Annotated in this window: 24 protein-coding genes; 9 read left to right on the forward strand and 15 right to left on the reverse strand. The window is 62.6% G+C overall.

Translation table 11 applies throughout. The features are described from left to right. Positions 1-9: 9 nt before the first annotated feature. Positions 10-234, forward strand: coding sequence for a hypothetical protein (locus AC1L6K_RS16960; RefSeq protein ID WP_480950004.1), 225 nt, complete (start codon positions 10-12; stop codon positions 232-234). Positions 235-395: 161 nt separating this feature from the next. On the opposite strand, the gene AC1L6K_RS16965 is transcribed toward AC1L6K_RS16960, so the two are convergent. Continuing rightward, on the reverse strand, positions 396-800 hold the full coding sequence (locus AC1L6K_RS16965; RefSeq protein WP_480950005.1) for a hypothetical protein: 405 nt from the start codon (positions 798-800) through the stop codon (positions 396-398). Positions 801-1,161: 361 nt separating this feature from the next. Between AC1L6K_RS16965 and AC1L6K_RS16970 the strand changes: the two genes are divergently transcribed. After that, positions 1,162-1,884, forward strand: a complete 723-nt coding sequence (locus AC1L6K_RS16970; RefSeq protein WP_480950006.1) for a GAF and ANTAR domain-containing protein — start codon at positions 1,162-1,164, stop codon at positions 1,882-1,884. A 9-nt stretch (positions 1,885-1,893) separates the two neighbouring features. Further along, on the forward strand, positions 1,894-2,613 hold the full coding sequence (locus AC1L6K_RS16975; protein ID WP_480950007.1) for a GAF domain-containing protein: 720 nt from the start codon (positions 1,894-1,896) through the stop codon (positions 2,611-2,613). Here AC1L6K_RS16975 and mfd read toward each other — a convergent pair. Then, positions 2,603-6,304, reverse strand: coding sequence for a transcription-repair coupling factor (gene mfd / locus AC1L6K_RS16980; RefSeq protein WP_480950008.1), 3,702 nt, complete (start codon positions 6,302-6,304; stop codon positions 2,603-2,605). The genes AC1L6K_RS16975 and mfd overlap by 11 nt on opposite strands. A 152-nt stretch (positions 6,305-6,456) precedes the next feature. On the opposite strand from mfd, the gene AC1L6K_RS16985 reads away from it, so the two are divergent. Next, positions 6,457-6,957, forward strand: a complete 501-nt coding sequence (locus AC1L6K_RS16985; RefSeq protein WP_480950009.1) for a DUF2505 domain-containing protein — start codon at positions 6,457-6,459, stop codon at positions 6,955-6,957. A 416-nt stretch (positions 6,958-7,373) separates the two neighbouring features. Then, positions 7,374-9,260, forward strand: coding sequence for a polysaccharide deacetylase family protein (locus AC1L6K_RS16990; RefSeq protein ID WP_480950010.1), 1,887 nt, complete (start codon positions 7,374-7,376; stop codon positions 9,258-9,260). A gap of 32 nt (positions 9,261-9,292) precedes the next feature. Here the strand turns inward: AC1L6K_RS16990 and AC1L6K_RS16995 are convergent, their stop codons facing one another. The 5 genes from AC1L6K_RS16995 to AC1L6K_RS17015 all read right to left on the reverse strand — a co-directional run bounded on the left by AC1L6K_RS16995 (position 9,293) and on the right by AC1L6K_RS17015 (position 13,858). Beyond that, entirely contained in the window at positions 9,293-10,096 is an 804-nt protein-coding gene (locus AC1L6K_RS16995; RefSeq protein WP_480950011.1) for a response regulator transcription factor, read from the reverse strand. 481 nt (positions 10,097-10,577) lie between these two features. After that, a complete protein-coding gene (locus AC1L6K_RS17000) occupies positions 10,578-11,477 on the reverse strand; it encodes a hypothetical protein (protein ID WP_480950012.1) in 900 nt (299 codons plus the stop codon). Positions 11,478-12,023: 546 nt separating this feature from the next. Further along, positions 12,024-12,650, reverse strand: coding sequence for a signal peptidase I (locus tag AC1L6K_RS17005; RefSeq protein WP_480950013.1), 627 nt, complete (start codon positions 12,648-12,650; stop codon positions 12,024-12,026). Between the two features lie 11 nt (positions 12,651-12,661). After that, the gene (locus AC1L6K_RS17010) at positions 12,662-13,255 is read right to left on the reverse strand and encodes a hypothetical protein (protein ID WP_480950014.1); all 594 of its coding nucleotides are present in this window, start codon (positions 13,253-13,255) and stop codon (positions 12,662-12,664) included. 69 nt (positions 13,256-13,324) lie between these two features. After that, complete coding sequence (locus AC1L6K_RS17015) at positions 13,325-13,858, reverse strand: alternate-type signal peptide domain-containing protein (RefSeq protein ID WP_480950015.1); 534 nt, start codon at positions 13,856-13,858, stop codon at positions 13,325-13,327. 54 nt (positions 13,859-13,912) lie between these two features. Here AC1L6K_RS17015 and AC1L6K_RS17020 point away from each other — a divergent pair, with 54 nt between their 5' ends. Both AC1L6K_RS17020 and AC1L6K_RS17025 read left to right on the forward strand, forming a co-directional pair. After that, positions 13,913-14,227, forward strand: a complete 315-nt coding sequence (locus AC1L6K_RS17020; RefSeq protein ID WP_480950016.1) for a hypothetical protein — start codon at positions 13,913-13,915, stop codon at positions 14,225-14,227. Positions 14,228-14,230: 3 nt separating this feature from the next. Further along, a complete protein-coding gene (locus AC1L6K_RS17025) occupies positions 14,231-15,982 on the forward strand; it encodes a sensor histidine kinase (RefSeq protein WP_480950017.1) in 1,752 nt (583 codons plus the stop codon). Between the two features lie 914 nt (positions 15,983-16,896). On the opposite strand, the gene AC1L6K_RS17030 is transcribed toward AC1L6K_RS17025, so the two are convergent. From AC1L6K_RS17030 to AC1L6K_RS17055, 6 genes are read right to left on the reverse strand one after another with little or no spacing between them, the layout of a single operon-like run. After that, positions 16,897-18,009: a S24/S26 family peptidase gene (locus AC1L6K_RS17030; protein WP_480950018.1), complete on the reverse strand. Its 1,113-nt coding sequence runs from the start codon at positions 18,007-18,009 to the stop codon at positions 16,897-16,899. Positions 18,010-18,019: 10 nt separating this feature from the next. Continuing rightward, the gene (locus AC1L6K_RS17035) at positions 18,020-18,685 is read right to left on the reverse strand and encodes a hypothetical protein (protein WP_480950019.1); all 666 of its coding nucleotides are present in this window, start codon (positions 18,683-18,685) and stop codon (positions 18,020-18,022) included. Beyond that, positions 18,682-19,407 carry an LPXTG cell wall anchor domain-containing protein gene (locus tag AC1L6K_RS17040; protein ID WP_480950020.1) on the reverse strand — a complete coding sequence of 242 codons (726 nt, stop codon included), beginning with the start codon at positions 19,405-19,407 and terminating at the stop codon, positions 18,682-18,684. The genes AC1L6K_RS17035 and AC1L6K_RS17040 overlap by 4 nt, the downstream gene beginning before the upstream one ends. Beyond that, the gene (locus AC1L6K_RS17045; RefSeq protein ID WP_480950021.1) at positions 19,404-20,030 is read right to left on the reverse strand and encodes a signal peptidase I; all 627 of its coding nucleotides are present in this window, start codon (positions 20,028-20,030) and stop codon (positions 19,404-19,406) included. The genes AC1L6K_RS17040 and AC1L6K_RS17045 overlap by 4 nt, the downstream gene beginning before the upstream one ends. Continuing rightward, entirely contained in the window at positions 20,027-20,623 is a 597-nt protein-coding gene (locus tag AC1L6K_RS17050) for a hypothetical protein (RefSeq protein ID WP_480950022.1), read from the reverse strand. Before AC1L6K_RS17050 ends, AC1L6K_RS17045 begins: the two co-directional genes overlap by 4 nt. Positions 20,624-20,648: 25 nt before the next feature. Further along, complete coding sequence (locus AC1L6K_RS17055; RefSeq protein WP_480950023.1) at positions 20,649-21,200, reverse strand: alternate-type signal peptide domain-containing protein; 552 nt, start codon at positions 21,198-21,200, stop codon at positions 20,649-20,651. Positions 21,201-21,466: 266 nt separating this feature from the next. Between AC1L6K_RS17055 and nhaA the strand changes: the two genes are divergently transcribed. Together nhaA and AC1L6K_RS17065 are read left to right on the forward strand one after the other, a co-directional pair. Beyond that, entirely contained in the window at positions 21,467-22,804 is a 1,338-nt protein-coding gene (gene nhaA / locus AC1L6K_RS17060; RefSeq protein WP_480950024.1) for a Na+/H+ antiporter NhaA, read from the forward strand. A 24-nt stretch (positions 22,805-22,828) separates the two neighbouring features. After that, a complete protein-coding gene (locus AC1L6K_RS17065; protein ID WP_480950025.1) occupies positions 22,829-23,281 on the forward strand; it encodes a VanZ family protein in 453 nt (150 codons plus the stop codon). A gap of 11 nt (positions 23,282-23,292) precedes the next feature. On the opposite strand, the gene sufU is transcribed toward AC1L6K_RS17065, so the two are convergent. Both sufU and AC1L6K_RS17075 read right to left on the reverse strand, forming a co-directional pair. Continuing rightward, positions 23,293-23,754 carry a Fe-S cluster assembly sulfur transfer protein SufU gene (gene sufU, locus AC1L6K_RS17070; protein ID WP_480950026.1) on the reverse strand — a complete coding sequence of 154 codons (462 nt, stop codon included), beginning with the start codon at positions 23,752-23,754 and terminating at the stop codon, positions 23,293-23,295. After that, positions 23,751-25,067, reverse strand: a complete 1,317-nt coding sequence (locus AC1L6K_RS17075) for a cysteine desulfurase (RefSeq protein WP_480950027.1) — start codon at positions 25,065-25,067, stop codon at positions 23,751-23,753. Before AC1L6K_RS17075 ends, sufU begins: the two co-directional genes overlap by 4 nt. Positions 25,068-25,121: the final 54 nt, after the last annotated feature.

A 25,121-nucleotide genomic window follows, 5' to 3' on the forward strand; every position in this document is an offset into this window, starting at 1 on the left:
GGAGGAACCGTGTCCAACAGCAGTTACCGTCGCGAAAACAGCCTGGTGCAGTCAGTCGTTTTGTTCGTCGTCTTCTTCGCCTTGTTCCTTGGCGGAATCTTTGCCTTCTCCTACTGGAGCCTGGAGAGCTTTGCGCACGCATTCGTGCCGGCCGGCCTGGGCATCGGACTGTGTTTCCTGTCGTTGTGGGTTCCCATGACGTTCATGGGCCGTTCCAACTCCGCCGGTGAGTAACCAGCCCCGCTTCATCTGGCGCGGCGAAGCCGCCCACCATCTGACCCGCAGAAGTGGTCGCTGAATCAACTAGTCTGAGTTGATTCAGCGACCACGTCTGCGGGTTGGTTTTTTAATGCACGACGGCGGGACGCACCTTTGCGGCCCCGGCGCTTCCGGGATCAGGCGATTCTGATGTCGGGCACCGCCCGGACCGGACTCACGGGCTCCGCAGCAGAATGCGAGGATGCCGCCTCGACGCCCACAACTGTCGCCACCAGATCGTCAATTGTCTCTTCCATCCAGGCAACAGCCTCATCACTTTCACGCAGTGACGATTCGTTGGGTGCGAGCAGTGCGGTAATGGCCAGGTAGCTGCCAAGTTTGCGCTTCAGCTCCGCGACGAGTCGCACGAGATCATCGGACAATTGTTCCTGTTGGTCCAAATGAAGTAGTGCAGGCTCCTCTGCCGCATCGTCTCCAAGCACGCCCGCCGTTGTCAGGGACTGGGCCAAAAAAGTCTGCTTCACATCATCAATGCGCGGCACGCCGGAGACGGCTTCTTCGGTGCCCGTCAGTGGATTCATGACGCGTCACCGGCAGCCGCCAGAAATAAGCCAACGGCTCGTGTTGTTGTGATTTTGAGCAATTCAAACCCCGACATTGCGTCACTCCCCTTAGTAAATTACGACAATGGAACTCGCGCCGGGGTCTGGGGCCGATACTTCACTTTAGTGGAATGCACGCTGCTTGGATAGGGACCGCCGGCATCCGCCTGAACGCGGCGTCGCGGAAGAGGCATAGGCTGTAGTAACACCAGTTGTCCCGCAGTCCGTTCAAAGCACTCTGACAAAGCCCAAGGAGGTGCGGCCCTGTGCCTCGCAATGCCTGCCCAGATGCTGCATCGTGCACCTTCACCGCTGCCGCCGCCGTGCACGAAGGCACCACATGATGGAACCATTTCCGCCGGGATTCGAGCGCTTCGCCGCAGAGTTGTGCGCGAATTTCCTGTTGAAGCTGCCCATATCCGGAATCTCCTTGTCAGCCTTTCCCGGAAATGCCCCGGAGACCTCGATTTGCGCCAGTGACGCGGTCTCCGCCCGGATCGACGAGCTGCAATTCGATTTGGGCGAGGGACCGAGGTGGGAGGCCCTGCAAACCCGCAGGCCGGTGCTGCTCCCGCATGTAAAATCGGATCGACATTCCGCATGGCCCGTCTTTGCCAAGGCTCTTTTGGACTACGACGTCGCAGCCATCTTCGTGTTTCCGCTTCAGCTGGGGGCCATAGACCTGGGTGTCATCGAACTCTACAGCTCAACTCCCGGGTCCCTCAGCCCGGTTGATCATTCGTTGGCGATTCAGCTCGCCGATGCCGCCGCGTGGCAATTGTTGCGGCATATTTTGACCGTCACCCCCGTCGCCCCCGGCGGCGAGGGTGGCCTCGGCGATCCTGCCCGCGAGATGTCCCCGCTGTCGCGCAGGGAAGTCCATCAGGCGACAGGCATGGTCCTGGCCCAAGCGGGCACGTCAGCCACTGATGCGCTTTTGCTGTTGCGCGCCCACGCTTTTTCCCAGGGCCGCACCGTGCGCGAGGTATCACGCGATGTGGTTAGTAGAATATTGGACTTCACACCGCAAGGGGGGGACGATGCCAGCGCTTCCGTGGAGTAGAATCCGAGTATGGCGATCTTAAGCCGCGCCCGGCGCGTGAGTGCCGCTTTCGTAAAGATAGCGGATACCTTGGTGGCTGACTACGATGTCGTCGACCTGCTTCACACCCTTGTTGATGAATCAGTCGCCCTCCTCGATGCAGCCGCTGCTGGTCTCCTGCTGGTGGATCCTGCAGGTGACCTTCAAGTCATGGCCTCCACTAGCGAGGAAAGCCAACTCGTGGAGGTGCTCCAGCTGGAGGCCGGAGTTGGACCGTGCGTCGATTGTTTCCGTACGGGCACCGTTGTCGCGATCAATGACATTGCCTCAGAGGGTGCCCCGTGGCCTCACTTTCAGGCCGCCGCACTTTCCCAGGGCTTCGTGTCGGTTCATGCAGTCCCGATGAGACTGCGGGGCCACACCATCGGCGCCCTGAACCTGTTCCGTCACGAAGCAGGGCCACTCAGCGCCGAGGATGCAGCCATTGCCCAGGCGTTTGCGGACGTCGCCACCATCAGCCTTCTGCAAGAACGTGCCTTGCGGGAAAGCGACGTGGTCAACGAGCAGCTCCAGCGGGCCCTCAACAGCAGAATCGTGATTGAACAGGCCAAGGGCGTCATTGCGCACACAGCCAACGTCACCATCGATGAAGCCTTCACCCTGCTGAGGTCCCATGCCCGTTCACACAGCCAGCCGCTGTCGGAAACGTCCAAAAATGTCGTGGACCGCACCATAACCATCACCGCCTGAGGGCACTGCCTGCCACGTTCGCGGGGACCGTTTCGAAGATCGCCTCCAGCACGCCCTGCGCCCATGTGAGCACCTCGGCGTCGGCCAAATCGCGGCCCCCGATCCGTGCGGTCTTGGGCTTGGGGATCAACACCGAGTTCAACGCCGGCTTCACCATCGATCCGGGGTACATGCGGGTCAGCCGCATGACCTTGGATTCGGGCAGGTCGGCAGGGGCAAACTTGATGAAGTTCCCCTGCAGGGCCACGTCCGACAGTCCGGCGGCCCGTGCCAGGACCTTGAAGTGGGCCACAGCGATGAGGTTGACGGCGGCCGGGGGCAGCTCGCCGTACCTGTCCTCCAGTTCCGCCTGAACCTCGGCTATGCCTTCCACAGTCACAGCCGCGGCAAGCTTCCGGTAGGCCTCAAGGCGCAGCCGCTCCCCCGGCACGTAGTCGTGCGGCAGGTGGGCGTTGACAGGCAGCTCAATCTTCATTTCGGCCAGCCGCTCTTCGCCCTCGCCGCGGTATTCGGCCACCGCCTCGCCCACCAGCCGGATGTACAGGTCAAAGCCAACACCCTGGATATGGCCCGACTGCTCCCCGCCGAGCAGGTTGCCCGCCCCGCGGATTTCAAGGTCCTTCATGGCAAGGGCCATGCCGGCACCCAGCTCGTTGTGGGCAGCCACCGCCTTCAGCCGCTCAAGGGCCACCTCACCCAGGGGCTTGTCCGCCGGATACAGGAAGTAGGCGTATGCGCGCTCCCGCCCGCGGCCCACACGCCCGCGCAGCTGGTGCAGCTGCGAGAGCCCGTAGTTGTTGGCCTGCTCCACAATGAGCGTGTTGGCGTTGGAAATGTCCAGGCCGGTTTCAATGATGGTGGTGCACACGAGCACGTCAAAGCGCTTCTCCCAGAAGTCAACAATGATCTGCTCCAGCCGTGACTCGGACATTTGTCCGTGGGCCACGGCAATGCGGGCGTCGGGAACCAGCTGCTGGATGTGGGCGGCGGTGCGCTCAATCGATTTAACCCGATTGTGCACATAAAACACCTGGCCCTCGCGCATCAGTTCCCGGCGGATGGCGGCACCGACCTGCTTGTCGCTGTGGGCCCCCACATAGGTCAGCACGGGGTGGCGCTCCTCGGGCGGGGTGGCCAGCGTCGAGGTCTCACGAATGCCCGTCATGGACATTTCAAGCGTGCGCGGGATCGGGGTGGCACTCATGGCCAGCACGTCGACGTTGGTGCGCATCTTCTTCAGCGCTTCCTTGTGCTCAACACCAAAGCGCTGCTCCTCGTCAACGATCACCAGCCCCAGGTCCTTGAACGCGAAGTCCTTCGACAGCAGCCTGTGCGTGCCAATGACCACGTCCACGGTCCCCACCCGGACACCCTCCACGATCTCCTTGGACTCCTTGGTCGTCTGGAACCGCGACAGCGGCCGGACCTGGATGGGGAACCCGGAGAAGCGCTCGTTGAACGTCTCGAAGTGCTGCTGGGCCAGCAGCGTGGTGGGCACCAAAATGGCCACCTGCTTGCCGTCCTGGACAGCCTTGAAGGCGGCACGGACGGCAATTTCGGTCTTGCCGTAGCCCACGTCACCGGAGATCAGCCGGTCCATGGGAACTTCCTTCTCCATGTCCGCCTTGACCTCGTTGATGGCCACGAGCTGGTCGGGCGTCTCCACATAGGGGAACGCCTCCTCCAGCTCAGCCTGCCAGGGCGTGTCCGGCCCAAACGCGTGCCCGCGGCTTGCCATCCGTGCGGAATACAGGCGGATGAGCTCGCCCGCAATCTCCTTGACGGCCTTGCGCGCCCTGCCCTTGGTGGCAGCCCAGTCCGAACCGCCCATCTTGGACAGCGCGGGCGCGTCACCGCCAACATAGGCCGTCACCTGGTCCAGCTGGTCGGTGGGCACAAACAGCCTGTCGCCCGGCGCCCCGCGCTTCGACGGCGCATATTCCAGGACCAGGTATTCACGCAGCCCGGCCGCGCCCCCAACACCGGCCCCGGGCACCTTGCGCTGGATCAGCTCCACAAATTTGCCGACGCCGTGCTGCTCGTGGACAACATGGTCGCCCGCCTGCAGCTGGAGGGGGTCGACGGCGTTCCTGCGCTTGGAGGGCATCTTGCGCATGTCCCGGGTCGAGACGGCGGAGGCCCGGCCGAGCAGGTCGGCCTCGGTCAGCAGTCCCAGCTTCAGCGAGTCCAGGACAAAGCCGCGGCCGGTGTCCGCCGTGGTCACCTCGATGATGCCCGGCTGCGGTTCCGCATCCAGGGATTCAACGCGCGACGCCGGGATGTTGGCTTCGTGGAACAGCTCGGCCAGGCGCTGGGCCGGGCCGGGGCCCTGGGTGGCCACGACCACGCGCCACTGGTCCTTGATCCGTGAGCCGATGAACTCCATCATTTCGGCCACGTCGCCGCGGTAGCCGCGGGGTTCGCGGGCGTGCAGGTTCATCACGTCAGTGGTTGTTTCCAGCTCTTCGTCCTGGGCCAGTGCGCTCATGGTCCACCAGCTCACTCCGTGGCCAAGGGCCGCCTCACGGGTTTCGGCCAGGGACTTGAATCCGGCCGAGGCCAGGTCAATGCCGCCCCCGCCGGAGAGGGAGGCCGAGGCCAGGTCCAGGGGTGCGCTGCCGCCGTCGGAAGCCGTGGACCAGGCCGCTTCCAGGAACTCCTCGTTCGTTGATTCCAGGTCGTGTGCCCGGGCACTGACCTTTTCCGGATCCAGCACCACCGTGATGGAGCCGGCGGGCAGCAGTGACGTCATGGCAACCATGCCGTCGACCAGGGCCGGGGCGAGGGACTCCATGCCCTCCACGGCGATGCCGCCGGCAATTTTTTCCAGCATGGCTGCGGCGGCAGGCATGCTGTCCTTGAGCTTCGCTGCCCGGCCCATGACAGTCGGGGTGATCAGGATTTCCCGGCACGGCGGCGCATACAGTTCGGCGGGGTGGGCGATGCTGCCCTTCACCGAGGTCAAGGTGCGCTGGTCGGCGACGCTGAACCAACGCATCGCTTCCACCTCGTCGCCAAAGAATTCGATCCGGACCGGGTGGTTTTCGGTGGGCGAGAAGACGTCAAGGATGCCGCCGCGGACGGCAAACTCGCCGCGGTGGGTGACCATGTCAACGCGGGCGTAGGCGGCATCGGCCAGCCTCTTGATGAGTTCGGTGAACGGGATCTCCTCGCCCACCTTCACCCGCACGGGCACCAGTTCGCCCAGGCCGGCCACCAGCGGCTGCACAACCGCACGGATGGGTGCCACGACCACCCGGAGGCGGGTCCCGGCGTCGAGCTCGGGATGCGCAATCCGGCGCAGCACGGCAAGGCGGCGCCCCACGGTGTCGGAGCGCGGGGACAGCCGCTCGTGCGGGAGGGTCTCCCAGCTGGGGAACTCTGCCACGGAGCCCTCGGGCAGGTAGGAGCGCAGGGCCGCCACCGTGTCCTCGGCCTCGCGGCCGGTCGCAGTAACGGCAAGGACGATCCCCACCCCGCCGGGTGCGGCGGCAGAAGTGGCAGCCGCGGCAGCAGTGGCACGCTCGGCCAGCCCGTCGGCCACCTCGGCCAGGAGCACGGGGCGCATCCCGGCTGGGGCGCTGAAGGCCACGTCGGTGCTGCGCGTGGCAGGATCTGCCGACGCGAAACTGCGCACCCGGGCGAAGACGGGATCAGCTGAAAGTGCGGTCCGCAACCCTGCAAGACTCATGGGCGATATTCTCCTCATTGCTTCCCGTGCCGGACAGCACGAAAGCCCGGAATTCCAAAGAAGTCCCGGGACCATTTCCAGCTTACTCGCAGGAGGCCCGGCCTTGGTATCCTAGGAACTGCCCCAAACACACCCCCTATCTTGGAGGAACCATGGCGCTTGCCGCCTCAACGACTCTCTCGGCCCCGGCCCAGCGTGTGACAGAAGTTTTTGCCAACGCCGATTTCATCAAGCATGTCAGCGAAACTGTGGGCGGGGAGCTGAAGTCGTTCACGATCAGCGGACCGACCACCGGCGCGTTCACCACCAAGACGGTGCGCACGCTGCCCACAGCACGGATGCCTGACATCGCCAAAAAGGTGCTCGGTGAAACCTTGACCGTGACGCAGGACGAGTCCTGGAGTGCGCCGGCCGCCGACGGCTCCCGCACCAACACCATCAAGCTTTCAGTGGCCAAGGCACCCGTGGATGTTTCCGCAGTGCAGAAGCTGGTTGTTGCCGGCGACGCCACGGTGGTTGAGCTCACGGGTGAGGTCAAGTCGAGCGTGCCGTTCCTCGGCGCGAAGATCGCCTCCGCCGCCGAACCCGTCATCGGCCGCGCCCTGAACCTGCAGGCAACACTGGCGCAGGAATGGCTCAACACGCACTCCTGATGTTCCACGCTTAAGCACGACGGCGCCCGGCTCACCCGGGCGCCGCTGCCGCTGGAAAAGAACACAGCAGATGGCGCACAAACCTGGTTTGTGCGCCACAGCTGTTTAAGGGACCCGTGCACCGTGCAAGCAGCCGTGAGAATCAACTGTCCACGCTGCATGGTCCGCCACGCCTGAACACTTGCTTTAATACCCGTTTAACTTTTTTCGGTACGCGTCCTATTGACGCTTGGTTTCCGGCCCGCCATCCTGTAAACAGCACGCCGAGGCCACCTTCACTAAGACTGTGCCAATGGGCTCCACAACCCCACGGAGACACTCGGAAGGCCATCAACTCGGACCAGACAAAAGTCAACGGAAGGCCGCCAAACCTCGGCTCCGAATTCGTGCAGGTTGGCATAGGAAGCGAGTTCCAGATGTTACGCAAGGCAATGCACCACCGTGGCAGTCAAAGACCCTTCACCACGAAGAAACGTGCCCAATGGGCCGCCAAATTGACAGCCTCGGCCATAGTCTTTGCTCTTGCCGCGTTCTTCGTGGGCGCCGTCGCTGCCCCCGCGCAGGCCGCGGCACCGACAGTTGTAACTCTCTCGTTCGACGATGGGAACGCGGATCAACTCACTGCAGCCACCATCATGCAAAACAACGGACTGCACGGAACTTTTTACGTGCCCTCCGGTTATGTCAACCAGCCCGGGTACATGACGGTGGCCAATCTCCAGACCTTGGCCGCTGCCGGGCATGAGATTGCCGGGCACACTGTGACCCACCCGGATCTGGCCACGCTGCCAGCGGATGAGGCGACCCGGCAAGTCTGCAACGACCGCGTCAACCTGAGCAACTGGGGATTCCGCATCACCAGCTTCGCCTATCCCTTTGCTTCCCTGACAGCAGCGACTGAGACCATCGTAAAGAACTGCGGGTACAACAGTGCACGCGGCCTGGGCGACATCTCAACTCGATTTGGCTGCAACGGCTGCCCACTGGCGGAGACCATCCCCCCTGCCGATCCCTACATGATCATGGCCCCCGACGAGGTGGACAACACGTGGAAACTGGCAGACCTGAAAAAAACTGTCACCCAGGCGGAGACGGCTGGAGGATGGGTCGAGCTCACCTTTCACCACATCGGCACAGGCAGTACCGACCCGCTCACCATTTCACCGTCGCTCTTCACCCAGTTTGCCACGTGGCTAAAGACCCGCCCCGCAACCACAACGGTGAAGACCGTTGACCAGGTGATTGGCGGCACCGTCAAGGCCCTGGTCTCCGGTCCTGACGTGTCCGCAAAACCCGTCGGCAGCAACATGGTCACCAATCCCGGGCTGGAAACCCTGACGAACAATGTGCCGCAATGCTGGCAGAACGGCGGCTATGGCACCAATACCGCAGCATTCAGCACGGTGTCTCCCGGCCGGACGGGAACCCGGGCCGCGAAACTGACAGTGACCAGTTACGCAAATGGTGATGCGAAGTGGCTGCCGGCGTTGGATCTGGGAGGCTGCTCCCCCAACGCAACTGCCGGTCACACCTACACATTGTCTGGCTGGTACAAGTCCAACGCCCCCACCCAAATTGAGGTCTACTACCGGACCGGCCTGGGATCATGGGCTTACTGGACGGCCAGCCCATTCTTCACAGCCGCAACCACCTATCAACAGGCCTCGTGGACCACACCGCCGCTGCCCGCTGGAGCCAGCGCCATCAGCTTTGGCCTGAATCTTGTCAGCAATGGAACGATCACCACTGATGACTACGCCATGTTTGACGGCGCCGCAGTTCCGCCACCACCGCCGCCGCCTTCGGGAACCAACCTGGTGCAGAACGCGAGCCTGGAAATCGCCGGAACTGGCACGCTGCCGCAATGCTGGCAAGCGTCAAGCTACGGGACCAACACCCCTGTCTTTAGCGCCAGTACCGCAGCACACACCGGAGCCAAGGCAGAAACTGTGTCAGTGACCGGGTATGCGAACGGCGACGCGAAGCTGCTTCCCAGCCTGGATGCCAGCAGCTGCGCACCCGCGGGAATTGCCGGACACACCTATTCGATGCGGGCCTGGTACACCTCATCGGGTCCCACGCAATTTGCCGCTTATTACAAGGCCGCCAACGGCACGTGGACCTACTGGACATCGAGCCCCTGGTTCGCTTCAACGCAGAGCTACGTGCAGGCCGTATGGGCAACCCCCGCGCTCCCTGCCGGAGCCACCGCCATCAGCTTTGGCCTCAACGTCTTCCAAAACGGGACACTGACCACTGATGACTACGCACTCTATGACACCGTCGGGGCGCCTGCTCCGTAAGGCCGGAACTCACCAGGGGCGCGCAGCACGGCCTAGTGGACCAATCGGTAGCCGACGCCCCGAACCGTTTTGATCCAGCGCGGTTCACGCGGGTTGTCGCCCAATTTACGGCGCAGGTTTGCCATGTGGACCTCAATGGTCCGTTCGTCGGAATCGCTGATGTACGTGCCCACGTCGTATTCTTCCCCGCGAAGCCGGCGCACCAGGTCTGACTTGCTGCGCACCTGTTTGCCGCTGTCCACCAGTGCGTGGAGCAGGTCAAACTCGGTGCGTGTCAGCTCCAGCTCGGTGCCGTCCACCTCCGCGGTCCGGTCCCCGCTGTTCAGGACCAGGCCGTTGACCTCCTGCGCATTGCTTGGCTCTGGACCGCTTGGGGTTTCCTCCAGGGGATCACCGTCGGGTTCCGGATTTCCGGCAGTCACCGTGGCGCTCTCAGCTGCGGCGGCTGGCGAACTGCCACCGGCAACCCGCGGGCGGCGCATCATGGCACTGATCCTGGCGCGCAACTCCCGGGGTCGGAACGGCTTGGTGATGTAGTCATCGGCACCGCTTTCCAAACCGAGCAGGGTGTCCATTTCATCGGCGCGCCCCGTCAGCATGATGATGTAGGCATCGCTGAAAAGCCGGATTTGCCGCGCCACCTCAAAGCCGTCAATGTCAGGCAGGCCCAGGTCCAGGGTCACGACGGAGGGGTTGTTGGCCCGGACCGCTTCCACACCATCAGCGCCGTTGCTGGCAGCATGGACCTCAAATCCTGATTGATTGAGGATCACGCTGATAAGTTCCCGGATATCCTGGTCATCCTCAACGATGACTGCCACACGAGGATTGTCCATTTTTCCCTCACTAAACTTGCTAAGACCGTTTGACATGCGCGCCTGATAGGCGGTTTCCGGGCTCCCAGACCCGGTTGTACCTCCAGTATGGCATCATCGGATGTGGCGGCCTCTTGGTTCTTCCCATTCCGATCATCAAGATTGTGAATCAGCCGCACCAATGTCCCACAGCGGCCAGCGCACCGGCTTCGGAAGAAGTACCTGTCAACGGGTGTAATCCTGATCTCGAACGCCGTGAATTAGGCGCCCGACGGCGGAACGCTCACCGCGCGTGCGTGGGCGGATGGAACCGATCCCTGGTGTCGGGTCAAGGACACCAGCCCCGGCAGGAGAGCTTTCGAACTAGCCGGCGTGCTCAAGAAGTTTTTCCGGGCGGGAACCGCGGCGGCACTTTAACCACGGCGAGCCGACAAGGGGTGGTTGCCACCCTGGGTTTTGTCATTCCAGCGTGTGCCATCGAGTCATGACTGGCTGGTGGTGATCACAAAACAGTGGTTCCGGTGGGCTGATAATCGACTGTTTTGTATACGGGGTCGCCAGCCTGGTTTCCGTTCATGGGCATGATGCGAATCGAATACCGCCCGTAATATGCACCCTGAGGTGCCGGAACTCCCTGCTGGTCAAATACGCGTGGCGGGAAAATAATAGTGACGCCCAGCGTTGCCGGCGCAAACTCCGCCCCGTAGCTTGAGGCCGTAGTTGTGGATTTGACGGTCACCAAATACCTGGTGGCGCCGCTGGCCGCCGTCCAATTGACCTGGAGAACATTGTCATTGGGGCGCGGAGCCATGGCAGCCGTGCTGACCGCGAAAGCACCCAGGGGCGATTGTCCCACAGCGCCCGTGGAGCAGCTCCAAGCTCCCTTGGCTGTGTACAGGAGAGTCGTGTAGATCGGGTCACCGGCGACGGCGCCATTGAGCATCGCCTGAATTCGAAGAACATACTCCCCCGAGTCGGAGGGGTTATTGCCCAGTGAGCGGCTGAAACTTGAAGTAGTAATTGTTTCCGTCGTCGAGTAGCCAGCCGCGGACTTCAACTTGAATGACACAACATAGCTGATGCCGGGGGTGGGGTCCTTGGTCCAGCTGAAGGTAAAGGTGCCAGAATTTCCGTTGGTGCCGCACGTAACTGGATTCGCACTCCACGCCGCAGGCACTGCCGTGTAGCTGGGGTTTGGCAGGATGTTCGCTGCTGGGGACGGCGGCACCGTGGGCGTCGGGGTCGGAGTGGGCGTCGGAGCCGGGCTGGTGGTGGGTGCAGCCCCTGCCGTGATCCCAATGGCAACCGTGGCGCTCTGGTTCCAGGTGGCAATCGCTGCTCCGCCCGCGCCCAACAGGACGATGAGGAGAAAGACCACTGCTGCCGTGGTGAATACGGGCACTCTGCGCAACCCGCGGTTGGCATGCCGTGAACTGCCACCCCTGTTCCCTTCTGGTTGCTGTGGCCCTGCTGAACTCATCTGGTTATGCTCCGTTTTCGAGATATGGCGAATATGTACAAGCATCCGCTGACCGGCACAATCCAGGTCCAGGGGTTGTAAGCAGTGGCTTCCACACTACTTTGCAGCTGGCGGAACACGGAAGGGGGCTTCCGGCAAGCCCAGATCCATGGTCAGACGGAGCACGGCCACAGCGGCCAGCGGCCAACCATCGATGAGCGGAGCGCAGCCGCCGGCGGAGAGAGACGCAGCGGCTGTGGCGCTGTGGCCTGGAGATCGGGCTCGCAAGTGCAATTGCCCTGGCGGGACAGATGTTCTTGCCGTGCCGGTGTTGCGAACGGCGAGGGCGAGGTGTGCTGTTTGGCTGCTGGCGCTGCAGACCCAAATGAGCCCCCGCCGTGATTTTCCTTGAACATGGCCTTTTGTGCTCCTAAACATTGTTGGCATTGCGTCGGTGGCGATGTTGCCACCGACGCGGGACTTTGTGGGTCAGCTGCTGTGTCGATCCGTTTTCTTGTTGCGGCTCTTCTCAACGGCACCCTTGATCATGCTCAAGGCACCAAATCCGATGAATCCCACGGCGAGAATGGGTAAAATGACGTCACGTTGCTGCCCCACCGCGTTGGCAACAAAACCCATGTACGGCACTGCGTAGAACAGCTTGCCCTTGACCTGAACCTCTTGGACGGCCGATGCGTCCGCCAGGGAATTATTGTCGCCCTTGGTGGTCAGGACCCGCGCACCAGCCTGGGTCGCTCCCACGGCGGTGATTCGGTGGGTGATGACATCGGGTTTTCCTGACTCGATCTGGTAGGTAATGATGTCACCGACGCGAAGATCGTCGAATGGTGCGGGCTTGACGACCAGGAAAGTTCCTGGAGCATATTTGGGGGCCATGGAATTGGTCAGCACCGAGTATGTCTGTGATCCGGTGGCCAGCGGAACTACTATCATCACCAGGGCAGCGAGAGCCGCGGCGAGCAGCAGGACATAGGACACTCCGCGGCCAATCATCAGCAACAACCCGTCGCGGTGCTGTTCAGCGGCCGCGTTCCCGCGGCTGGACTCCACTGGGCGGGATCGAGCAGAGGTGTTGGCTGGACTGGTAACAGACACGGTGTTCCTTCTTAAACTTGGTTGACGGTGATCGGGATGGCGATCTGTGCCGTTTGACCGCCGAGGCTGGCCGGCATGCTGGCATCGAGCGTGAGCTGGAAACAGAACACACCAGTGCCTGCCTTCGCGATGTCGGCTGTTGACGTCCCGAACGATGCCGCCCCGACATACAGTTCCGGGTGGTTGCACTCAGCCAGCGATGTCGCGGCCACCACCCTGAGCGCCAGGTAAGGCGCCAGCGGCGATCCGGCATTGTTGTTGATGACAGGTGCCGCTGTGCTTGCACGAACGGTAAATTCCCCGCCGGCATTGGTCACATTGCCCACCTGCACACCTGCGTAGGTGCTTTGTCCCGGGATGACAACCCCGGCGGGTGTGGTGCTCAGCGACAGCGTTGCTGCCGTCCCGTTGTCCAAGGTCATGTTGGTGGTCCGGCTGGTGATGGTGTCCGCCAGGCTGATCCGAAAATCAGCCGCCTGGACAGTCCCGGCGTTGGAACTGGCACCCGAGTTCCAGAGTGCGTAGCTTCCTTGGACGGTGAACAGCGCCAGCATCACCGCAATCAGCACAAGGCCGGTTGCTTTCAGTGCGTGGGTGCTTTTCATGTCTTCTTCCGTCCGTGGGGTGGTGGTGTGCCGAGCGGGCCAGGCACACCACCGGGGTCTGCGTTGCGGCTACTTGGTGTTGCTGTTCACCGGGGCCTGCTGCACGAGCTCGTAGCCGATCCCGCTGAGGTCAGCGGTGGCCTTCACGGAGTTCCGGCCTGTGGTTGATTTGTTGAAGGTGAATGTGGTCGACGCCGTGACGACTCCGCTGTCTGCAGCATGCAGATCGGTTGCCGGCAATACCTCTGTGGTGTCGCTCTTCTTCAAAGTCGTCGCCGACACCGTTGCGTTGGCGCCAAATCCGTCGTCGACGGAGGTGCCTCGAACTGTCAGCTTGGCAACCATCAAGTCACCTGACAACGTCACGTTCAGTGGCTGCGTGTAAGTCAAGGTGTCGCCGGGAACCACTTTGTAGTCGGCAACGGTGACCACAGTGCCGGAAGCATTCGTCCACACACCTGCAGTGGCCGGAACCAGGTTCAAGTCACCGGCAACAACCTTGCCCATGGAAGCGTCGCTCGCCTGGTTCCAGGTAGCCAACGTTCCGCCGCCACCAGCCAGCAGGACGATGCCAACACCTGTTGCAATTGCGCCTTTAGCCATCTTGTTCATTGTGAGACCCCTTGTTTGTGTTCTTCTCAGCAGGTGTGCCTGCCGATGAGAACAACAATGCCGCCACCACATCAAGAAACAGCACCAAAAACCCGGAAGATCTCCCTAAGAAAGCCGCAGGAAACCTGCCCGATCCTCAAGACGAAAGAGGAGATCAAGGCCGCCTCAAGCCTGATCAAGGAAATTTTCAGATTTGCCTTCAAAGACCTAAGGCACCGGAGTCCGATTTTTGCCCAGTGTGACATTATCGATAACGACAGCTCATTGCGCCCGGCGCGCGGTGGCCAAGTTTCTCAAGGTGCCTCACGGGCCGCCGTGTTGTCGCACGGCAGCCACACACTGGCAGAGCAGCAACGTTGAAGGATGGAAGAAATAATTATGCCCACCGGCGTGCGGGACCAATTGGACAGTCATCTTTTCCTGCCGCACGGCGCGCGGAAGCGGGTCTTCCTGACGCAGCTGCCCCTATCCCTGGTCATGGTGGTTGCCGTGATTATTGCCGCTGTTGTCTATCCGCAGTCATTTCAGCAGCCCTTGTTTTTGGCCGCCCTCATGATGCACGTCATCTTGTTGCTGGCAGCTTTTGCCATTCCGTGGGGAAAGCTTCCGAAGAGTGCATTCCTCGTCATCCCGTATTTGGATTTTTTGGCCATTGCCCTATTCCGCGGAGGAAATGAGCAGTTCCTTTCAGCCGTCGGCCTGTTGGTCTTCTTTCCCGTTTATTGGCTGGCGTCGTCAGGGGTGGCCAAACGAACTTCCGTCGTTGTCAGCGTGGTTGCTGCCTTGCTCATCGTGTGGTTTCCGATCCTGACTTCCCCCAGCGGTTTCACGCCGGCACAGCTGGCCAGGCCGCTGCTTTTCCCAATAGTCGTCCTCGCCTACGCCACCACCGTGGTCGCAGTGACGAACGCAATGAACGTCCAACGCAAGGCGCTGGTAGCAAAGGATGGTCTGCTGCGGGCCTCGTTGGAGACGAGCCGGCAGCGCGAGCGGCTATTGGAAACGGTCGTGGATGCGGTTGCGGTCGGCTTGGTTGTGGTGGATGCAGACGGCAATGACATGCTGATGAACGCTACACAGAGAGCCCTCCACCAGTTCGCACTCCCTGACGACATTGCCGATCCGGAGGAAAAGCAGCTGCTGGTTTTCGCCGCGGACGCTGTTACGCCAGTGGTTGCAGAGGAACGTCCTGTTCGCCGCGCCGTTAGGGGTGAAGAATTCACCGACTATCTGGTGTGGCTGGGCTCTGGAGAAAAGGCACGGGCAGTTTCCACCGCGGCACGACCCATGAGGGATGCGCAGGGAAACTTCGACGGTGCCGTGGTCGCGTTCCATGACGTGACGGACATGATGGCTGCCTTGGAGGCCAAGAACGACTTTGTCTCCAATGTTTCCCACGAGTTCCGGACCCCTCTGACGTCCATCCAGGGATATTTGGAAATGGCTCTGGATGATCCAGGGCAGTTGTCTCCGGAAGTCCGCAATTACCTGACCATTGCCTCCCGGAATGTGGACCGGCTAAATTCCTTGGTTGCGGATTTGCTGACCACCGATTCGGTGACGCTTCAAGTGGCGCGGACTGACGTTGCCCAGCTTGTCGCCGACAGCCTGGGTTCGGCGGCTCCGGCGGCAGAGAACAACAGGGTCACACTGGGCTCCCAGGTGCGGGCACCACTGGAGGCGTTCATCGACGGCCGCAGGATTGGGCAGGTACTCGACAACTTGGTGTCCAACGCGGTGAAATACTCCCCCGACGGCGGTGCAGTGACGGTGCGGGCATGGGCGAAAGGTGCCGATCTATGCTGCGAGGTTCAGGATACGGGCATGGGCATGAACAGCGCGGAACAAGCTGAGGTTTTCACCAAGTTCTTCCGATCCAGGTCAGCCGTGCAGCGATCCATTCCGGGGATCGGCCTGGGGTTGATGATTTCCAAGGCGATTATTGCGACGCACGGCGGCACCATCAGCCTGCACAGTGAGCGTGGGGTGGGCACCACCATCAGTTTTGTGCTGCCAGGATGTCTGTCCACTGTCAACGGAAACACCGGGATGCCGCACCCCGTCGAGCAAATCGAACCCTCAAGAAATGCTCAAGATACTGCACAAAGCCGCTAACATCCTGTCCAAAAGGTTAGGGGTTAAAGTCCCGATTCCGGCTCGTTGCTTAAGCTTCACGCAAGTTGCGGACAATTAGCCAAATAACACATCAAATCAACGCTTCGGGGCATTAGAGTTAATAGTCAGCACAAGGTTTAACTCAGCCGCAGCAGACTGTCAGGAGGCATACGGAGAGCATGGTTACCACTAAATTGCCTCTCGTGTGCAGCGCGACTTTGCGCTCACTTGAAGATTCCCTGGACGGCGAGCGGGCCCTATGCCGCAACTTTGTGTGCCGGTACGTAGAAATGTGGCCCGGGCGTTATGAACGCATCCAAGACGCCGTAGCATCCGGCCACACCAAGGATGCCCTGGATGCGGTTCTGAGCCTGCGCAGTTCCAGCACAATGGTGGGGGCTGCCCGTCTGGGAGAACTGGTCAATGACCTCGTACGCTTACTGGAATGTGGGAGTCACGCCGCCGCTGCCACGAAACTGCCGGCGCTCCGGGTGTGCGGGAATCAGACCGCTTGTCACTTGACAGCGTCCTACGTCGACGTGGCCTGACCTCAATATTCGGGCTGCTGGCTACCGGTCTGGCGCCTTCGCGGCTGAGCCCGCTGGCGAGTCAGTGGCTTCGGCCAGAGAAGGCCCAGAATTCCGTCCAGCAAGCCCATAACCGTCGGTAATAGGCCTTCACCAGGCTTCAACGACAGCTTCATTGACTGAACGTTTGCCTCGGCCGCCCAGCCCGTCATCGGCCGTGCGCTGAACCTGCAGGCAACACTGGCGCAGGAATGGCTGGACAAGCACAGCTAAATTTTTCATTGCGCAAACAGATGGCGGCGGGTTGTCAAACCCGCCGCCACCTTTTTGTTTGGCACGGTTTCGGTTTGGACCGACGGCTCCGGTGTCTAGTCAGACAGTCTGACCCTAACCAGGGTTTGCAGAACACGTCAGTCGGTATTCCCCAATCAAGCCAAGCACTATGGGAGTTGTTGCCTTGATCTTTGTAAAGCTCGTGGGCGTAGACACCCAATTGCCGCCGTAGCTAGCGGTTACGGTGATAGTGAAATATGACGTTAGGCCGAGAAGCGCACCAATCAAGGAGCCCAGTAACCCGGAAGTTCCTGCGCCGATTGCAGTCTCAAATGATGTATCGACCCCAGAGATATCCACCGTTTTGGTCATGCCACCTGACTTAATGGCACCGCTGCTGTTGGTTTCGACTGCAACGATCCGATAACCGGTGGGCGACTGGTTCGGGGCTACCCACGTAAACCGTAGCTTGGCAATGTCATTGCCGGCATTCCCACAGTGCATGTTCGTCGGCGCGGCGGGAGTTACGGAAGTCAGAGCCGAAGACGCCGCGGCACTGCTGGCCCAGGCCGCCTGGGTAGCCTCAACCCGGTTCACAACCCCGAGCGGGACCACCACAGCAAGGGCTGTCACGATCGCACCTATCCCCAACCATGCACGACGCCGGGTTCCCGACCGGGCGGGCTCCGGTTCCGTTGCGCCGTGCCCACCACTGCTGGGACGATTGTCACCGCCTTCCTGCGAGGGCCGCGGTGCCGGACGGAAAAACGCCACGTAGACAAGGTAGGCGCAGAACAATCCACCCAACAGGAACATCCAAGGCGAAGCCATCCAGCTGGCAAGATAGCCCAGCCCCGGAATGCTGAACAGCACCCTGTGGGCTGTGGCCCCGGTGTAGGGCTGGAGGTCGGCCACACCATTGGCGTCGCCCTTCAGCACCAGCCCGGCAGAAGGATCGGCGGACACCACCCGGTGCGTGATCCGGGTTCCGTCGGCTGCCACAACGGAGACCACCTCGCCCGGTGAAATCTCGGCAGCAGCCACGGGAACGGCAAGCGCCAGGGAACCCGTGGGAATCGCCGGCCCCATGGAACCGGAGGTAAAAATCAAGGGTTTCAGTCCAAAAACAAGCGCCAGCGCGGCCAGCACCAGGCACAGTGAGCCCAAGACGGCCCCGGCGTTGAACAAGATGCGTTCCACTGTCGTCCGCTGCGATTTCCCGGTCATGGTCCCCACGTCAGTTCAGCCCTGCCGTCGCAGTGAACGTCAGCGTGACAGTGGTTGAGTTGCCCTGCAGTGTGCCGGGTGCCGTCAGCGGCAGCGAATACTGCACACAGAGCGTCTGGTCCATGCCGACTTCCAGCTCCGGGGGTGTTGCTCCAGCGGCAAAAGGACCATTGTCGGCTTTCGTCAGCACAACTTCACCATTGCAGGTGGCTCCACCAACAACGCCTCCGTTGGTCACTTTCACTGCCAGGCCCTTCCCTAGTGTTCCGCTGTCTTTCTCCGTAATAGTTCCGGAAACTGTGTACTGCGCATTCAAGGTGCCGTTGTTCTTCACGCTCACAACAGCGGCCTGGCTCATTCCCGGATACCAATCGCTGCCACCGATGGGCAGTTCATAGTTCTCCGACGCAGTGTCCCCCGTTGCCCCCACGCCGATGCCGACAGTACCCGCAGCAATGGTCGCCGTTGCCGTTGCTCCCCCGGTCCACGCAGCCAACGTTGAGACGGCACCGAAACCGGCCAAGAGGCCCAGAGACAGCAAGGCCTGCACCTGTCGGACGCGCCGCGGGCTGCGCAATGTGAGATTGTTGCGCAGGGACAGACGCCCACTCAGTGGTCGAATTCCGCGCACACTCGGCGCCGCCGCGTCGTCCCTGCTCGCTTCGTGAGTGTTCACAGGCCATCTCCTTCAAATCGTGCCGGCACACCGTCAACGGCTTCGTCTTTCCGGCGGCTCCGCTTGCGCGTGCCGAGCCATGCCCCGGCACCGCCCAGCAGCAGAGCAAGGGCCAGCGGCCACACTCCGGCGGTGGCCCCAGTGTTCCCCAATGTGTCGGGTCCGACAGCATCGGGAACAGCAGCATTGCCTCGTGGTTCCCCACTCCGGCCAGGCACCGACTCGCTTACGTGCACGCGCAGCTGCACGGCTTGGGTCTGCCCCTGGCTGTTGTTGCCCGACGACGCGGGCAGCGACAGCCGGACAAGCAGCGAACCCGCAGCCCCTGGATCCAGCGAGACTTCGGACTGGGGCGCCTGGCCGGCACCCTGCCACGCGGGCTCCCCTGGCGTCAGCGCGGCGACGGAGATGTCGACAGCCATCGCATTGTCGTTGCGCACCCACAGCTTTTCCTCGATGGTCTCCCCGGGCACCAGCTTGGGCGAGTGGGCAAACAAATCCGGTACGGCTGTTGAATAGTCCACGCCGTCGGGGCTGTAGGCAAGGGCGGCTTCATTTCCACCCTGTGCCACATCCACTTCCGATGCCCCGACGAACGTCGCCGCACCCATTTCCACAGCGGCCGGTGGGGTTTGGGCGGAAGCGGGTGCCGCCGTCGTGCTTAGGAGTGCAAGGCCAACTGCCGCCATTGCGGCGCGGTGCCGGCGGGTTGATGGCGTCATCGCTTGGGGCCCTTTCGGAGTCGGTCGCGCAGGGCACTGGCGCACATGAACGCGGCATAGCCCAGCAGGGCGGCCACCGTCAGGCCGAGCAGCAGGGCGCGCTGCTGCCCGGTGATGGCGGAGTTGACGAACCCCAACAGGGGCACCGAATACCAGAGGCGGCCGCGGATCTGCTCGGGCAGGATCGGTGCATCGTTGGTGTTGTTGGCGTCGCCACGGAGGGTGAAGCGCTGCTCCCCGCCGGTGGTTGCCCCGACGCCGACCACCCTGTGGGTAACGACGCCGGGTTCGCCGGATTTGAGTTGGTAGGTGACGACGTCGCCGGGGCGGATTTCCAGTGGGCCAACCGGGCGGACCACGGCCAGGGTGCCCGGCGGCAGGCCAGGACGCATTGAACCAGTCAGAACCGTATACGCCGTCGCTCCGCCAGCCCGCGGGATCACGATCATGACTGCCACCAGCGCCAGCACGACAAACAGCACCAGCCACGACGCCGTCTGGCCGATCCACCACATCACGCCGGTTTTTTCACGCTGTGACTTTGCCGCGCGACGGCTCATGGGTGCGGCGTGTGGTGCTTCTGTCGGGGGTGCCGTGGCGTCCACGAGCGCCGGGGCCGTCATTGCCGGCCGCCCCGGAATTGCTCGGCCCGGAAGGCGAGCTGGAGTTCAAGGGTGCCGCCCGCCGCTGCCTGCTGCGCAGTGTTGGGCAAGGCCACGCGCACGCACAAAATCTCGCTTGCACTGCCGGTGTCAAGGTTTCGGGGCGCGGCAAAGTCAGCTGCCGCGCCCAGCGGTCCTTGGTACAGGGCGGCGCCGGGGTTTGGCGTGCCGGCGTCGCAGTCCACGGCATCGGCCACAACGTGCACCGAAAGCTCGACGGCGGCGGTCAGGGCCGCATCCGCCGCACCCGGCGTCGGTGTGGCAGAGACGGCACCGTTCAAGGTGTAGCGCAGGTCCGCTGTCCCGGTGTTGCTGATGGTCAGCGGCGCCTGGACGAACCCGCCGGGGGCCAGCGTGGACGTATTAAGCTCCGTGAAGACGTAAGTCTGTGAGCTGATTGTTCCGTTGCCCGCTGCCAGCGACAGGGTTCCGGTCTTGATGATGCCGGGTTCGAGCTGCCCCTCGGCACGCCAAAGTGCGGCCGTGCCCTGGGCGCTCATGAAGAGCACCAAAAGCACGGCCGCTGCTATGGCGGCCTTCAGGGGTTTAGGCATGCTGACACCCGGGATTCGCGCCTGGTTACGGGCGGACCTGGTTCAGGTTCAGGGACAGGGCCGTCAGGTCGATGGGCGTGTTCATGGTGGTGTCTGCAGTTGAGCCTGCGGTGCCGGCGGCAAATGCCACGGTGATGGTGACCGGGACCTCATAGCTTCCCGGCACGGCGAACGACACGACACTGCCGGCAACCGTCAGATTCGGGTCGGTGGGTGCGGCGGTAACTGTGACGGTGACGTCATCGGCCAATGCCGCAGGAACTGCGTCAAGTGTCCCCACTGTCAGTTCGCCCTTGAGATTCTTGCCGTCTGCACCGATGGTCACGGTCTGGGCATAGGTAACGGTGTCGCCCGGGACGATGTGGTCCGTAGCCGGATCAAAATCTATGGTTGCCGCGTCGACGCTGGTGTCGGTCCAGACGCCTGCGGCGGTTGCGTCAAGCGTCAGGCTGCCGGTGGTTACAGTGCCCGCGTCAACATTGTCGCTCCCAGTCCAGAGTGCCATCGTGCCGGCTCCCCCAAGCAGCAATGCACCAGCAGCTCCGGCGGCAATGGCAGCCTTCATAACTTTCTTCATGATTGTTTCCTTAAACTAAAAATCATGCCCCCATTAGGCAGTCTGTTCCATTGAAGCCCATCGATGGTCGAAACGTCTGCTGCCAAACGGCTAGACCTTGGCGTCGAATGGCTTACGAATTTACCCGCCCATCTCCTTCGACACGCTCCGGGCTCGCCGGTGGGCCGGCCAGGCCCACCCCCGCTCCCATGTAAAGTGGACAAAAGGTGCGCCGGGAAGTCTGGTCGGCAATGTTATTGGTGAGCCCAAAAGGTTCATCGTCAATCATGCAATCGAAAGCAGCAGCACCTATGAAACCAGCTCACCGTCCCCGCATTTTCAGCCGTGGCAGCTATGGTGAATCCGTTCGGATCAGCACCATCCTGCGTTCCGAAACAGTGGGCGGGGCCCTGTTGCTGGCAGCCACCGTAATCGCCCTGGTCTGGGCGAACTCCCCGCTGGCGGACGGCTATTTCAGCCTCCGCGACTTCCGCATCGGCCCGGAATCCCTGCACCTGAACCTGTCCCTGGGCACTTGGGCGTCCGACGGCCTGCTGGCCATCTTCTTCTTTGTCGCCGGGCTGGAACTCAAACGGGAGTTTGTGGCCGGCGACCTGCGCAACCCGGCCCGCGCCGTCGTCCCCATCGCCGCAGCCGTCGGCGGGGTCATCGTCCCTGCCCTGTTCTTTGTGGTGGTGAACCTTTCCGCCGGCCCGGAAGTACTCAAGGGCTGGGCCATCCCCACCGCAACCGACATCGCCTTTGCCCTGGCCGTGCTGGCAGTCATCAGCACCCACCTGCCCAGCGCCCTGCGTACCTTCTTGCTGACCCTGGCAGTGGTGGACGACCTCATCGCCATCGCCATCATCGCCGTTTTTTACCCGGGCGAAATGCAGTTCCAGTTCCTCGCCCTGGCCGTTCTGCCGCTGCTGGCCTTCACCTGGCTGGCGCAAAAGCGCATCCGCTCCTGGTACCTGCTCATTCCGCTGGCCGCCGCAACGTGGGCCCTGGTCCACGCATCAGGCGTCCACGCCACTGTGGCCGGCGTGCTGCTGGGCTTCGCCGTCCCCGTCATCCGCAGCGCAAAACGCGGCGGACCGGACGCGGGACCCGGCATGGCCGAACACTTTGAACATCTCATGCGCCCCATTTCCGCCGGCCTGGCCGTGCCGCTGTTCGCGTTCTTCTCCGCCGGAGTTGCCCTGGGCGGCATCGCCGGGCTCAAGAGCGCCTTCGCCGACACCGTGGCCATAGGCATCGTGCTGGCCCTGGTGGCAGGCAAGTTCATCGGCGTCCTAGGCACCACCTGGCTTGTCACAAAAACCACCAAGGCAGAGCTCGACGACGGACTGGCCTGGATCGATGTTGTTGGCCTTGCGCTGTTGGCAGGGGTGGGCTTCACCGTCTCCCTGCTGATCAGCGAGCTCAGCTTCGGCAGCGAATCCCCCCACTACAGCCATGCGAAGGTGGCCATCCTGACAGGTTCGGTGATCGCGGCGCTGCTCGCCGCCGTCGTGCTGCGCAGCCGCAACCGGCACTACCGCAAGATTGCTGAACTGGAGGAACTGGATGAGGACAACGACGGCATCCCCGACATCTACCAGCAGCGTCCCGACCAGCAGTAGCTGTCGGCCCTGGATTGGATTGTTGTGAGCACCTTCAGCCACAAAGTGGCCATCATTGTTGCCGTCGTCTACTTTGCCGTGCTGGCGGGCATCCTGTTCTGGCCGTCGCCGGTGGACAGGCCCATCGACAGCGCCCTCACTGCGGTCATCCAGTGGCTGCACACCCACGGCCTGCCGCAGTGGTTCATCGGCTACCGCAAGGTTGAGTTTGCCGCCAACATCCTCTTGTTCGTCCCGTTCGGGATCGTTGCGGTGCTGCGCCTGCCCCGCAGGCGGTGGTGGTTGTCCGTCGTCATTGCGGCCGCCGTCTCCGGGCTGGTTGAGCTTGCGCAGGCCACCTTGCTGCCCGACCGTGTCCCCGCGTTGAGCGACATCATCGCCAACACCTCGGGTGCCTTCATTGGGGCGCTGCTGGTGTTGTTCGTGTGGTCGGTGCGCAGGCGGCGGGCGCTGCGCACCGCACGCGGCACCGTTTAGCCGGGGCTGAACTAGCGTGTCTGGTTCAGCGCGTCCTCGGCTGCAACCCAGGCCAGCATGGCGCACTTGACCCGGGCAGGGAACTTCGAGACACCCGACAATGCGGCTGCGTCACCGAGAATTTCCTCATCCGCCACCAGCTTTCCGCGGGAGCGCATGACCTCGCGGAAGCTCTCGATCAACGACGCCACCTCGGCCCGGCCAAGGCCCACCACCATGTCGCTGAGGATCGAGGCCGACGCCATTGAAATGGAGCACCCGTCCCCCGCCCAGTGAATGCCGGCCACCTCGTCTCCTGCAGTCTCAATCCGCAAGGTGATCTCGTCCCCGCAGACCGGGTTGAGCTGGTGGCACTGGCCGACATTGGCCGGCAGGTGCAGCCCGTCGAGCTGGTCCGCGGGCAGGTCGGCACCGCGGCGGGTCTTCGACTCCTCCAAAATGATCTGCTGGTACAGCGAATCCAACGCGCTCATGCCTGCGCCCCTTCCACGCCAAAGTAGCCGCGCACCCCGGCCACCGAGGCCAGGAACGCGTCAACATCGGCTGTTGTGTTGTACAAGTACGTGCTGGCGCGGGTTGAGGCGCTCAAGCCGAGGCGGCGGTGCAGGGGCTGGGCGCAGTGGTGGCCCACGCGGACGGCGATGCCGGCAGCGTCAAGGTACTGTCCGACGTCGTGCGCGTGCACCCCTGCCACCTCGAAGGAGGCCAGGCCTGCCCTGGGGATGCCCGACGCCGGACCCAGGACCCGGATTCCCGGTATCCCTTCCAGCCCGGCCACCAGGCGCTGGCCCAGTTCCGCTTCCCAGGCATGGATGCGCTCCATCCCGGTTTCCTGCAGGTAGTTGGCGGCTGCGGCCAGGGCCACGGCCTGGGAGATGGGCTGGGTGCCGGCCTCGAAACGCTGCGGTGACGGCAGGTAGGCGGCCTCCTCCATCGTCACTGTGGTGATCATGGACCCGCCTGTGAGGAAGGGCGGCATGGCATCGAGCAGTTCGGCCCGGCCGTAGACGCCGCCAATGCCCGTCGGGGCAAGCATCTTGTGGCCCGAGAACACGGCGAAGTCAACGTCGAGGGCCTTGACGTCAAGGGGCAGGTGCGGGGCCGACTGGCAGGCGTCCAGGACAACCAGGGCGCCAAACTTGTGGGCCATGGCCGTCAGATCGGCAACCGGGTTGATGACGCCTGTGACGTTGGAAACGTGGGTGAAGGCCAGGACCCTGGTGTTCTTGTTAATGAGGGCCGCGGCGGCGTCCATGTCCAGGGTGCCGTCGTCGTGAATGGGGATGAAGCGCAAGGTGGCGCCGGTGCGGCGGCACAATTCCTGCCACGGGATCAGGTTGGCGTGGTGTTCCATCTCCGTCACAAGGACTTCGTCGCCGGCTGTCAGGGCGAACTTCTTCGCAGCCTCGGAGACCTTGCCGACGCTTGCATTTCCAAAGGAATAGGCAATCAGGTTCAGCCCGGCTGTGGCATTTTCGGTCCAGACCAGCTCGTTGTCATTGGCGCCGATGAATGCGGCAACGGCTGTGCGGGCATCCTCAAACGCGTCAGTGGCCTCCACGGCGAGCGAGTGGGCGCCGCGGTGCACAGCGGAATTGCGCTGCTCGTAATATTCCTGCTCCGCCTCCATGACGCTGAGCGGGTTTTGCGAGGTGGCCCCGGAATCAAGGTAGACCAGCGGCTTGCCATTGACTTCTTGGTCAAGGATGGGGAAGTCGTTGCGGATCCGGCCCACTTCCGTATCGGTCAAGGGCCCGGTGTGGTCGTGCACGGTGGTTTCTGTCACCAAAATTGTGCTCCTCGGCAATAGTGCGTCTGGCCGTTGTTCGAACGGCTCCGG

The organism is Specibacter sp. BI4 (genome assembly GCF_056680095.1).

What these genes read in the sequence shown, in the direction of transcription:
- AC1L6K_RS16965 (WP_480950005.1), bottom strand. Translation starts at nt 800, where the DNA reads ATGAATCCACTGACGGGCACCGAAGAAGCCGTCTCCGGCGTGCCGCGC.
- AC1L6K_RS16970 (WP_480950006.1), top strand. Translation starts at nt 1,162, where the DNA reads ATGATGGAACCATTTCCGCCGGGATTCGAGCGCTTCGCCGCAGAGTTG.
- AC1L6K_RS16975 (WP_480950007.1), top strand. Translation starts at nt 1,894, where the DNA reads ATGGCGATCTTAAGCCGCGCCCGGCGCGTGAGTGCCGCTTTCGTAAAG.
- mfd (WP_480950008.1), bottom strand. Translation starts at nt 6,304, where the DNA reads ATGAGTCTTGCAGGGTTGCGGACCGCACTTTCAGCTGATCCCGTCTTC.
- AC1L6K_RS16985 (WP_480950009.1), top strand. Translation starts at nt 6,457, where the DNA reads ATGGCGCTTGCCGCCTCAACGACTCTCTCGGCCCCGGCCCAGCGTGTG.
- AC1L6K_RS16990 (WP_480950010.1), top strand. Translation starts at nt 7,374, where the DNA reads ATGTTACGCAAGGCAATGCACCACCGTGGCAGTCAAAGACCCTTCACC.
- AC1L6K_RS16995 (WP_480950011.1), bottom strand. Translation starts at nt 10,096, where the DNA reads ATGGACAATCCTCGTGTGGCAGTCATCGTTGAGGATGACCAGGATATC.
- AC1L6K_RS17010 (WP_480950014.1), bottom strand. Translation starts at nt 13,255, where the DNA reads ATGAAAAGCACCCACGCACTGAAAGCAACCGGCCTTGTGCTGATTGCG.
- AC1L6K_RS17015 (WP_480950015.1), bottom strand. Translation starts at nt 13,858, where the DNA reads ATGGCTAAAGGCGCAATTGCAACAGGTGTTGGCATCGTCCTGCTGGCT.
- AC1L6K_RS17020 (WP_480950016.1), top strand. Translation starts at nt 13,913, where the DNA reads ATGAGAACAACAATGCCGCCACCACATCAAGAAACAGCACCAAAAACC.
- AC1L6K_RS17025 (WP_480950017.1), top strand. Translation starts at nt 14,231, where the DNA reads ATGGAAGAAATAATTATGCCCACCGGCGTGCGGGACCAATTGGACAGT.
- AC1L6K_RS17030 (WP_480950018.1), bottom strand. Translation starts at nt 18,009, where the DNA reads ATGACCGGGAAATCGCAGCGGACGACAGTGGAACGCATCTTGTTCAAC.
- AC1L6K_RS17040 (WP_480950020.1), bottom strand. Translation starts at nt 19,407, where the DNA reads ATGACGCCATCAACCCGCCGGCACCGCGCCGCAATGGCGGCAGTTGGC.
- AC1L6K_RS17045 (WP_480950021.1), bottom strand. Translation starts at nt 20,030, where the DNA reads ATGACGGCCCCGGCGCTCGTGGACGCCACGGCACCCCCGACAGAAGCA.
- AC1L6K_RS17050 (WP_480950022.1), bottom strand. Translation starts at nt 20,623, where the DNA reads ATGCCTAAACCCCTGAAGGCCGCCATAGCAGCGGCCGTGCTTTTGGTG.
- AC1L6K_RS17055 (WP_480950023.1), bottom strand. Translation starts at nt 21,200, where the DNA reads ATGAAGAAAGTTATGAAGGCTGCCATTGCCGCCGGAGCTGCTGGTGCA.
- nhaA (WP_480950024.1), top strand. Translation starts at nt 21,467, where the DNA reads ATGCAATCGAAAGCAGCAGCACCTATGAAACCAGCTCACCGTCCCCGC.
- sufU (WP_480950026.1), bottom strand. Translation starts at nt 23,754, where the DNA reads ATGAGCGCGTTGGATTCGCTGTACCAGCAGATCATTTTGGAGGAGTCG.